The organism is Nocardia fusca NBRC 14340, from assembly GCF_001618425.1.
Taxonomy (GTDB): domain Bacteria; phylum Actinomycetota; class Actinomycetes; order Mycobacteriales; family Mycobacteriaceae; genus Nocardia; species Nocardia fusca.
The window spans coordinates 19814-30878 of sequence record NZ_BDCU01000047.1; the positions used below are offsets into that span (position 1 = coordinate 19814).

Annotated in this window: 8 protein-coding genes; 3 read left to right on the forward strand and 5 right to left on the reverse strand. The window is 69.0% G+C overall.

What is annotated here, in order from left to right:
• Positions 1-74: 74 nt before the first annotated feature.
• Positions 75-4292 carry a bifunctional nitrate reductase/sulfite reductase flavoprotein subunit alpha gene (locus NF4_RS28240; RefSeq protein WP_063130427.1) on the forward strand — a complete coding sequence of 1406 codons (4218 nt, stop codon included), beginning with the start codon at positions 75-77 and terminating at the stop codon, positions 4290-4292.
• Between the two features lie 9 nt (positions 4293-4301).
• On the opposite strand, the gene NF4_RS28245 is transcribed toward NF4_RS28240, so the two are convergent.
• On the reverse strand, positions 4302-5336 hold the full coding sequence (locus tag NF4_RS28245; RefSeq protein WP_063130428.1) for an aldo/keto reductase: 1035 nt from the start codon (positions 5334-5336) through the stop codon (positions 4302-4304).
• 82 nt (positions 5337-5418) lie between these two features.
• Here NF4_RS28245 and NF4_RS28250 point away from each other — a divergent pair, with 82 nt between their 5' ends.
• Positions 5419-6039 carry a TetR/AcrR family transcriptional regulator gene (locus NF4_RS28250; RefSeq protein ID WP_063130429.1) on the forward strand — a complete coding sequence of 207 codons (621 nt, stop codon included), beginning with the start codon at positions 5419-5421 and terminating at the stop codon, positions 6037-6039.
• A gap of 22 nt (positions 6040-6061) precedes the next feature.
• Here NF4_RS28250 and NF4_RS28255 read toward each other — a convergent pair whose 3' ends face one another.
• The 4 genes from NF4_RS28255 to NF4_RS28270 form a co-directional block, all read right to left on the reverse strand.
• Positions 6062-6658 (reverse strand): TIGR03086 family metal-binding protein, encoded by a 597-nt coding sequence (locus NF4_RS28255; protein WP_063130430.1) that lies wholly within the window; start codon positions 6656-6658, stop codon positions 6062-6064.
• Between the two features lie 170 nt (positions 6659-6828).
• Positions 6829-8466 carry a 2-succinyl-5-enolpyruvyl-6-hydroxy-3-cyclohexene-1-carboxylic-acid synthase gene (gene menD / locus NF4_RS28260; RefSeq protein ID WP_063130431.1) on the reverse strand — a complete coding sequence of 546 codons (1638 nt, stop codon included), beginning with the start codon at positions 8464-8466 and terminating at the stop codon, positions 6829-6831.
• Positions 8467-8678: 212 nt separating this feature from the next.
• Entirely contained in the window at positions 8679-9125 is a 447-nt protein-coding gene (locus tag NF4_RS28265) for a DUF6918 family protein (protein ID WP_063130432.1), read from the reverse strand.
• A gap of 276 nt (positions 9126-9401) precedes the next feature.
• Positions 9402-10058 (reverse strand): PaaI family thioesterase, encoded by a 657-nt coding sequence (locus NF4_RS28270; RefSeq protein WP_063038137.1) that lies wholly within the window; start codon positions 10056-10058, stop codon positions 9402-9404.
• A gap of 107 nt (positions 10059-10165) precedes the next feature.
• Between NF4_RS28270 and NF4_RS28275 the strand changes: the two genes are divergently transcribed.
• A complete protein-coding gene (locus NF4_RS28275; protein ID WP_063130433.1) occupies positions 10166-11059 on the forward strand; it encodes a 1,4-dihydroxy-2-naphthoyl-CoA synthase in 894 nt (297 codons plus the stop codon).
• Positions 11060-11065 lie beyond the last annotated feature (6 nt).

Sequence of the window (11065 nt, forward strand, 5' to 3'; positions counted from 1 at the left end):
CTTCGCCTGCGCTCCGGCCTCCGCGTCAGCGTGTTGACCGATCGCCGTTCTCGCTCATGCCCGGTAGGTGCATCATGAGCGAGTCACACCCGGAGGCGGTAGCGAAGCGCGACCGGCGGCCGGGCACGACCAGGACGGCGTGCTCTTATTGCGGGGTCGGCTGCGGTATCGAGGTCACCACCGCGGCCGACGACACCGGCGCGCCGGTGATCGCCAAGGTCACCGGGGACAAACTGCATCCGTCGAATAGCGGGCGGTTGTGCACCAAGGGCGCCACCCACCTGGAGTTGATGCGGGCACCGGGCCGGATGTCGACCGCCTATCTGCGGCCCGAACGCGGCATCCAACCGCAGCCGGCCGGCGTGGACGAGGCGGTACGCGAGGCCGCTACGCGGTTGCGGCGGATCCTGGCGGAGCACGGTCCCGACGCCATCGCGCTCTACGTCTCCGGGCAGATGTCGCTGGAGGCGCAGTACCTGGCCACGAAACTCGCCAAAGGTCACCTGCGCACCATCCATATGGAGGCGAACTCCCGGCTGTGCATGGCCGGCGCGGGCACCGGTTACAAACAGTCGCTGGGCGCCGACGGCCCTCCGGGTTCCTATGATGATCTCGAGCACGCCGACCTGTTCTTCGTGATCGGCGCGAATATGGCCGACTGCCATCCCATCCTGTTTCTGCGCATGGCGGATCGGCTCAAAGCGGGCGCGAAACTGATCGTGGTGGATCCGCGGCGCACCGATACCGCCGCCCGCGCCGACCTGTTCCTGCAGATCGCCCCCGGGACGGATCTGGCCCTGCTCAACGGTCTGCTGTATCTGCTGGTCGAAGCCGGTGATATCGACACCGAATTCATCGCCGAGCACACCGAGGGCTGGGACGCCATGCCCGAGTTCCTCGCCGGCTACCCACCGGAGAAGGTGGCGGAGCTGACCGGTCTTGCCGAGGCGGATATCCGTACCGCCGCCCGCTGGATCGGGGAGGCCGGGGAATGGATGAGCCTGTGGACCATGGGGCTCAATCAGTCGACCCATGGGACCTGGAACACAAACGCGCTGTGCAATCTGCACCTGGCCATGGGCGCCATCTGCCGTCCGGGCAGCGGACCGTTCTCGCTCACCGGGCAGCCGAACGCCATGGGCGGACGTGAGATGGGCTACATGGGTCCCGGCCTGCCCGGCCAGCGGAGTCTGCTGAACCCCGCCGACCGCGCCTTCGTCGAGGCCGCCTGGGAACTGCCGCCGGGAACACTGCGCACCGAGGCGGGGCCCGGCACCATCGAGATGTTCCGCGAACTCGCCGCGGGCACCATCAAGGCGGCCTGGATCATCTGCACCAACCCGGTGGCGACCGTCGCCAATCGGAAGACGGTGATCGCCGGTCTGGAAGCGGCGGAACTGGTGATCGCGCAGGACGCCTACACCGAGACCGCCACCAACACCTACGCCGATATCCTGCTGCCGGCCACCCTGTGGGCCGAATCGGACGCGGTGATGGTGAACTCCGAACGCAATGTCACCCTGCTGGGGAGCGCGGTCGAACCGGCCGGTGACGCCCGGCCGGACTGGCAGCTGATCGCCCAGGTGGCCACGGCCATGGGATTCCCCGGCTTCGAGTACGCCTCGAGTGCCGAGGTGTTCGACGAACTGCGCCGTTTCGCCAACCCCGCCACCGGCTACGACCTGAGCGGGATGACTTACGACGCGCTGCGCGAGGGTCCGATGCAGTGGCCGTGCCCCGACCCCGAGCAACGCCGCAATCCGATTCGCTATCGGAACGACGGCGTGAGCGGGCCGCGCTACACCGATCCCGAAGGACACGCGCCCCGGTTGGCGTTCGCCACCCCGAGCCGGCGCGCCGTCTTCTGGCCGCGGCCGCATATGCTGCCCGACGAAATGCCCGACGACGATTACCCGTTCCTGCTCAATACGGGCCGGTTGCAGCATCAGTGGCATTCGATGACCAAGACCGGTCGCGTCGGCAAACTCACCAAGCTGAACGGCGAACCGTTCGTGGAAGTCCATCCCGACGACGCCCGTATCCTCGGGCTGGAGCCCGGGGACGAATTGGAGATCACCTCCCGGCGCGGGCGCGCGGTGCTGCCCGCCCGGATCAGCGACCGGGTGCGGCCGGGCGGCTGTTTCGCGCCTTTCCACTGGAACGACGAACAGGGCGAATACCTGACCATCAACGCGGTGACCAATGACGCGGTCGATTCCGATTCGCTGCAGCCGGAATTCAAGGCCTGCGCGGTCGCCTTGCGCCGGGTCGCGCCGATGCAACGGGCGGACAGACCGGAAACAGTGGTCAGCGCGCCGGAAACCACCGGTTCCGGTCCTCATCCCCTGGCCACGATGCTCGGCCTGGATACCGCGGCCACCCCGACGCTGAGCGAAACCGAACGCATCTATCTGGGTGGTTATCTCGCCGCGCTGCAGTCGCTGCCGGTCTCCGGGCAGCCGGTCCTGCCCGCGTCGGCGCCGCTGTCGGATCGGAGCCGGCTCTGGGTGGACGGGCTGCTGGCCGGTATGTATTCGCGCGGAGTCCCCGCGGACCCGGCGGTCGGTGATCCGGCCGCGACGCCGGGGCGGACCGTAACGGTGCTGTGGGCCTCCCAGACCGGCAATGCCGAGGATTTCGCCGCGACCGCCGCCGCGCGGCTCACCGAATCCGGGCTCCGGCCGCGGCTGCTCGATATGGACTCCTGCGAACTCGACGTGCTGACCGGTGATGTGCTGGTCGTCACCAGCACATTCGGTGACGGCGGCCCACCGGACAACGGGGCCGACTTCTGGACCCGGCTCGCGGAGAGCGCGGTCCGGCTCACCGGTATGCGGTACGCGGTGTTCGCGCTCGGCGACTCCTCCTACGACGATTTCTGCGGCCACGGTCGCAAACTCGACACCCTGTTCGCCGACCGCGGCGCGACCCGGCTGCTACCGCGCCAGGACTGTGAACCCGATTTCGACGAGCCGGGCGCGCACTGGCTGGACGCGGTGATCACCGCACTGTCCGAGCCGGGAGGACCCGATCCGGCCGCCGGCCCCAGCGGTGGCACTTCGCGCCGAACCGTCGGCGCGTCCTCCGGCGGTGCCACCGCGATCGGTGTCCTGGAACGGACCGCTCCCGCCCCGCTCCCGGTGCGCCGGGTGACGCCCACCGCGTTCACCCGCACCGCACCGGTCGCCGCGCCCCTCCTGGGCAACGAGGTACTGACCACCCCGGACGCCGCGAAGGAGGTCCGGCGGATCAGTTTCGACCTGACCGGGCTCGACGCCCGGTACGAGGTGGGCGATTCGCTCGGGGTCTGGCCGACCAACTGTCCGTCGCTGGTCGGGGAATGGCTGGCGGCGACCGGTCTGGACGGCAATCGCACCGTAGCGGCCGGCACCGGCGAGATATCGCTGGAGCAGGCCTTGCGCACCCGCTACGACATCACCCGGATCTCGCGCGATCTGCTGGAATTCGTCGCCGGACACAATCCGAGCAACCGGCTCGCCAAACTGCTGCGCCGCGACAACCGCAACGAACTCGCCTCCTATCTGTGGGACCGCCAATTGGTGGATGTGCTGCGGGACTTCCCGGTCCGTGCCGACCTGGTGGAATGGCTCGACGTGCTGAAAAAACTGCAGCCGCGCCAGTATTCGATCTCGTCGAGTCCGCTGACGAGCCCGGACCGGGTGGAGCTGACCGTGGGCATCGTGCGCTACGGCGACCCGGCGGCCGCGGGCTCGGCGGCGCGGCGCGGCGGGGTCTGCTCGACCTTCCTGGCCGACCGGGCCGCGGACGCCGCGGTACCGATATTTCTGCAGCGCGCACCACATTTCCGGCCGCCGCTGGACCCCACTGTGCCGATGATCATGGTCGGCCCGGGCACCGGTATCGCTCCGTTCCGCGGCTTCCTGCACGAACGGCGCGCGCTGGGGGCGACGGGACGCAATTGGTTGTTCTTCGGCGATCAGCACGCCGCGCAGAACTTCTACTACCGGGCCGAGTTGGAGGATATGTTCCGCACCGGTCACCTGTCGCGACTGGATCTGGCCTTCTCCCGCGATCAGCGGGAGCGGATCTATGTGCAGCACCGCATGATCGAACACGGCGCCGAACTGTGGTCGTGGCTGCGCGACGGCGCCCACTTCTATGTCTGCGGTGATGCCGCGCGGATGGCCGCGGATGTGGACGAGGCGCTGCTACGGATCGCCCGCATCCACGGCAAGCTCGACGAGGAGGGCGCCCTGGCCTTCAAGAAGCAGCTCACCGCCGAGAAACGTTATGTCCGGGACGTGTACTGACGACCCGGCTCACGCGGCGGGTGGATTGAGCCGGGCGAAGTCGGGCAGGCGGTAGTACGGGTAATAGGGGTAGGGCGGGGTGAGCGCGCTCGCCTTGTCCAGCCGGGCCAGCTGGTCGGCGGTGAGTTCCCAGCCGACGGCCCCGAGATTCTGACGCAACTGTTCCTCGTTGCGCGCACCGACGATGACGGTGCCGACGGTGGGCCGGGTGAGCAGCCAGTTCAGCGCGATCTGCGGTACCGATCGGCCGGTTTCGGCGGCGACTTCGTCCAGCGCGTCGACCACGTCGTAGAGATGTTCGGTATCCACCGGTGGCCCCGCCTCGGCGGTCTTGTGCAACCTGCTGCCCGCGGGCAGTGGTTGTCCGCGCCGGATCCTGCCGGTGAGCCGGCCCCAGCCGAGTGGGCTCCACACCACCGCGCCGACCCCTTCGGCCAGGCCCAGCGGCATGAGCTCCCATTCGTAATCCCGACCGGCCAGTGAGTAGTACACCTGATGGGCGATATAGCGGGTCAGCCCGTGGCGGTCGGCGGCCGCCAGCGATTTCATCAGCTGCCAGCCGGCGAAATTGGAGGCGCCCAGATAGCGGATCTTGCCCGCGCGGACCAGCTCGTCGAGTGCGTGCAGCACCTCTTCGACCGGGGTGTAGGCGTCGAAGGCGTGGAGCTGGAAGAGATCGATATGGTCCACACCGAGCCGGTTCAGCGATGCCTCCACCGCGGCGATCAGGCGCCCGCGGCCCGTGCCGGCGTCGAAGGGGCCCGGCCCGGTGGGCAGTCCGGCCTTCGTGGACAACAGCAGCCGATCGCGTCTGCCGCGGATGGCGGCGCCCAGCACCTCCTCGGACGCGCCGTCGGAATAGACATCGGCCGTATCGAACATGGTCACGCCCGCGTCGAGGCTGATATCCACGAGCCGACGAGCCTGGTCGACATCGGTATCGCCCCAGGCGCCGAACAGTTCGCCGCGGCCGCCGAAGGTCCCCGCGCCGAAGCTCAACGCGGGAACGACCAGACCCGAGGCACCCAACCGCCGGTATTCCATCTCGACTCCTAAAGGGTCTATGGTTTCGTTAACGAATTCGAAGCTACACCCATCGAGCGATAAATGAAACTGGAGTCCCGTTATGGATCCTGAGCTGGCCGCGCCCGGCTCGGTGCGGCCCGGCGGCCGTACCGCCCGCGTCCGCGCCGCGGTACTGCAGGTCGCCGGCGATCTGCTGGCCGAACACGGTTTCGCCCGGCTCGACCTCGCCGAGGTCGCCACGCGCGCCGAGGTCGGCAAAACGACTGTCTACCGCCGCTGGCGCACCCCGACCGGGCTCATCGCCGACCTCCTGGTGGATATGGCCGAACAGTCGCTACCGCGCGCCGATACCGGCTCCCTGCTCGGCGATCTGACCGCCAATGCCCGCCTGGTCGCGAAAACCCTCGCCGACCCCCGGCAGGGCCGCCTGTTCCGCGCCGTGATCGCCGCCGCGACCTGCGACGAGAGCACAGCGTCGGCGCTGCGCCGGTTCTATGACGTCCGGCTCACCGAATGGTCGCCCTGTATCACCGACGCCGTCGACCGTGGGGAGGTGCCGGCCGGAACCGACCCCCGCGCGGTCCTCACCGCCGTCTCCGGCCCGCTCTACTACCGGCTGCTGGCCAGCGGCGACCCCATCGACGACGAGGCCGCCCGGACGGCGGCCGAAACCGCGGCGAACGCGGCCGCGGCCGGGATCTTCGGCCGCACCGGTGCATGACCCGGCCGGAGGAGCCACCCCATCACCGGGCGCCTCGCACCGCCTTGGGAATCCAGAACGGATCGCGCCCGGTGAGCCCCAGCACCCGGTGCAGGGCAGGAGCGCCGGGTCCGACCGGCACCACCGGGCCGAAGAGTCCGGGTGTGCCTTCCGGCGGTGTGTCCTTCAGGAACTGCAGCAGCACCGCGAGATCGGTATCGGCCACCTCGACGTCGCGGCCGGTGGCCCGCGCGAGATCCCAGGAGTGGATGATCAATTCGTCCAGCGCCACGCGCGCGGTGACCGCCGCCGGCATGGTCACGCCACCTGCCTCCGTCTCACCCTCCCATGCCCCGGGCTCCTGCCATGCTTCGGCGAGAGCCTTCAACTGCGCGGGAATACGGGCGCGCCAATCCGGTGCCAGGGCAGCGCCGGAATCGAACTGCGGTGCCGCGGACGCGCCGACCGCCTCCTTGGTGGCGGCGGCACGAAACGCCTCCGCCAGCCCGCCGACATGTTCCAGGATCGCGCGGACCGGAAGGTCGGCGGGAGTCCGGACGTCGAGCTGCTCGTCGCCGATCGCGGCGACGATATCGGCGAGCGCGGCGGCCGCCTGCGACATATCGAATTCGGGTTGCATCGGAGCTCCTCGGGGTCGGTGGATCCACCTGTACCGACGAACCCGGCCGGTGGAATTCACCGGCCGCGCGGCAAAAGATACCGAGCGGCTACCGGCCGGGATCACACCCGACCGAGTTGTGGCCGAAACCGATTCGATACGGCCGCGCACGGCCGGAGCGAAGGCGGAGGTTACGCGGAGGCTCCGACACTCGCGCGGAGCGCCGCGTGCAGATCACGCAACCCGGCACGGCTGGTGACCACCTCCAGCACCCGGAACCCGATCGCCGGCCCGGTGAGCTCGATCGCCAGCTCCTCCAGCCCGACCTGCCGGTGCGGGATCCGGTAGGCCGCGCACAGCGCCGACAGATCCATCCCGTGCGGAGTGCCGAACACCCGCTCGAAAACACCGGCGTACTGGGGATCGCCCTGTTCGAGGAGTTCGAAGATCCCGCCCCCGTCATCGTTGGCGACCACGATGGTCAGATCGTCCGGGCGTGGTTCGCCGCGCCCGATCAGCAGGCCGGAGGCGTCGTGCAGGAAGGTGAGGTCCCCGATCAACGCGACAGTGCGACCCGAATGATGCAGTGCCGCGCCCACCGCCGAGGACACCGTGCCGTCGATACCGGCCACCCCCCGGTTGGACAGCACCCGGACGCCGGGTCGCGGCGTCGACACCATCGCGGCGTCGCGCACCGGATTCGACGCCCCCAACAGCAATTGATCGCCTTCGCGCAGCGCGTCCATCACTACCGCGGCCACATGCAGGCCGGTGGGTTTCAGGTTCCGGGACAGCTCCTCGCGTACCACCGAGTGGGCCCGCTGGTCCAGATCGCGGCAGCGGGCCAGCCACCGCGGATCGGGCGTGCCGGTCGTCACCGCGCGGGTACCGGTACCGACCACATTGCCCGAGACGTCGGGCCAACGCGGACCGGTCGTCAGCGCGTACACGGTGACCTCTGGATCGGCCAGCACGCGGGAGACCTGGCGGTGCAGGGTCGGCCGCCCGGTGATGATCGCCTGGCGGGGCTCCAGCAGCGGCAGGGCCAGCGGGTGCAGGGCCGGACCGTGCACCGGCGCGGTGGGTTCGGCGACCGTCGGCAACGCCGCCAGTTCGGTGTGCAGACCGGCACCGTGCCCCGAGATCACCACGGTATCGGGGCCGAGCTCGATATCGAGCGGGACATCGAGGGTGGCGTACTGCGTTGCCGTCCAGGGCCGCTCGATGCCGCGCCCGGCCGGGGCGTTCTCGCCCTCCAAGGAATCCGGCACCAGCGGTTCGCGCAGCGGAATATCGAAGTGCACCGGTCCGGCATTGCCCGAGCGGACTCCGCGCGCGGCCGCCAGCACGCGGCACACCGTGGAGCGCCAGACGCTGTTCTGCTTCGGATAATCGGCGGCCGACTCGGCTTCGGCGAGTCCCAGGCTGATGGTCGTGCGGACCTGGCTGCCGAACAGACCGAGCTGTTCGACGGTCTGGTTGGCGCCGGTGCCCAGCATCTCGTACGGACGGTTGGCACTGAGCACGATCAGCGGCACCCGCGCGTAATTGGCCTCCATCACAGCGGGCCCCAGATTGGCCACCGCGGTACCCGAGGTCATCACCACCGGAACCGGGGCGCCCGAGGCGATGGCCAGGCCGATCGCCAGGAATCCGGCGGTCCGCTCGTCGACCCGCATATGCAATCGGAGCCGGCCGGCGGCGTCGGCGGCCTGAAGGGCGAACGCCAGCGGGGCGTTACGCGAGCCGGGACACAACACGACCTCCCGAACCCCACCGCGTGCGAGTTCGTCGACGACCACCCGCGCCTGCGCTGTTGACGGATTCACGCCTCTAGATTGTCAGACCACGGCCGCCGCGTCGGCGTCGCCCTGCTCACACCAATGAGTCGTGGCCGTACCCGGCGTGGAAAGAACCCGGCGGCTCCGCGCCGCTCGGGGCGCGCGCCGGATATCGATACCCCCGAAAACTCCCCCGTCGGGGACCTCGTCGTCGAGGCCCCCCACGTGCCGCGCGCACGCGCGGTCGTATCACACGTCGGTCAGCCGGCGTGCTTCTGCACCAGGTCGCCGACCCGCGGCAGCGCCTCGATGACGTTCTTCTTGGCCGAGGAACGCATCGAGTTGTACACCTTCTGCAGGGCCGGGCGGCTGGAGCTCGCGGCACGCGCGTCGGTGACGGTCAGCAGGGACTCGGCGACCTCGTCACCCTTGGAGCTCAGCAGCTCACCGAAGGTGCCGGTGCCACCGGCCTGGAACTCATTCCAGTACGGCTGAAGCTGCTCGAGCAGCTTGGGCGCCAGCGATTCCAGGGCGTCGGGCACGATGGACGGGCTGATCTTCTTCACCGCCGCGTACCCACCCTTCACGGCCAGACCCGACGCACCACCCTTATCGGAGACCTCGGCGTCCAGGACCTGGACGGCGTCGGCGAGGAAGGCCGGGCGCGTGGCCTCGTCAAGCAGTGATTCAGACAGTGCTGCAACCAATTTAAGGATCCTCCGGATCAGTACTCGTATGGACGGGCAACGCAACTATACGCACCGCCCACAGGAGTACTTTCCGCCCCGCATGGGTAAGCAACAGACGGAGATGATGCCTCCGCAACAACGGAAGTGCTTCGGCGCCGCGTGATTCGACCCGGGCCGGCCCCGCCGCACCGGGTCCGACCAGCACCATCGGCCGGGCGACTCGTCACATCCGGGAAGCGAAAGCCCCGGTCCCGGCACGGATACCGCCGTGGCGATATCGCCGGGACGCCCCGATCACGGCTGCCAGGGCAGAAGTTGAACCATCAGTCCTTCACTGTCGGCAAGTACAGTGCCTTCCTCGTCGACGAGTTCGGCACTGATGAAGGTTTTGCGGCCCTCGATGCGCTCGACCCGGCCGCGCACCGTCAGCGGCGTATCGAGCGGAGTCACCTTGCGGTAGTTCACGTGCAGGAAGGCGGTCCGGCTGATCGGTCGCCCGGCGTAGTGCACGGTCATCCCGAACAGGTCGTCGAACAGCAGCGGAAGTACACCGCCGTGCGCGGCGGCGTTCCCGCCGAGATGGAATCGCCGGAACACGCCCTGCATCACGATGCCGTCGGGTCCGGCCGAGACCGTCCGCCAGGGCAGCAGGAGCAGACTGCCGCGCCCGGGGAGTTCCACGGCCCGGCCCGCCGGGCCCTGCTGCTCCGGAGCCCGGTACGGCCCGAGCAGATCGATCAGCGCGTTCACCTGGTCGCGGGCCGCCCCGTACACCTCGGCGGGGGCGTCCGCGGAGACGGCGAGGTCCTGGAGCGTGCGCATGGCCTCGACGAATTCGCCGAATTCCGGGCCTACCCGGGCCGGGGTGACCTTGGGGAACCCGCCGTGCCGCTCGTACCGATCCTCGTCGACAGCGCTGTCGTCGATCGTCGGTTGGGTCTGCTCGCTCATATACGCACCGTAACTGTGGGTTATACAGCGTCCAAACATTTCGGCTCAGATGTGGTGAACTCAACGGCCCGCCGACGACCCCATTGGGGCCTGGTGTAATCACCTCTATGACGTTCAATCCGACGCTGTGGCGCGAAGTGGCCGGGTTCGAGAACCTGACCGACATCACCTATCACCGCCACATCGAACAGGGCACCGTCCGGATCGCATTCGACCGCCCCGAAGTGCGCAACGCCTTCCGCCCGCACACGGTCGACGAACTCTTCAGCGTCCTCGAACACGCCCGGACGACCGCCGATGTCGGCGCCGTCCTGCTCACCGGCAACGGGCCCAGCCCCAAGGACGGCGGCTGGGCGTTCTGCTCCGGCGGCGACCAGCGCATCCGCGGCCGCAGCGGCTACCAGTACGCCAGCGGCGACACCGCCGACACCGTGGACAAGGCACGTGCCGGCCGGCTGCACATCCTGGAGGTCCAGCGGCTCATCCGGTTCATGCCCAAGATCGTGATCGCCCTGGTCAACGGCTGGGCCGCCGGCGGCGGCCACAGCCTGCACGTCGTCTGCGACCTCACCCTCGCCAGCCGCGAACACGCGCGCTTCAAACAGACCGATGCCGACGTCGGCAGCTTCGACGGCGGCTACGGCAGCGCCTACCTCGCCAAACTGGTCGGCCAGAAATTCGCCCGCGAGATCTTCTTCCTCGGCCGCACCTACACCGCCGAGGACATGCACGCCATGGGCGCGGTCAACGAAGTGGTCGACCACGCCGAACTGGAGAACGTCGCCCTGGAATGGACGGAAGCCATCAACGGCAAGTCGCCCCAGGCCCAGCGCATGCTCAAATACGCCTTCAACCTGGCCGACGACGGACTGGTCGGTCAGCAGTTGTTCGCCGGGGAGGCCACGCGACTGGCGTACATGACCGACGAGGCGGTCGAAGGCCGCGACTCCTTCCTGGAAAAGCGCGCTCCCGACTGGACCCCCTACCCCTGGTACTTCTGAATTTGC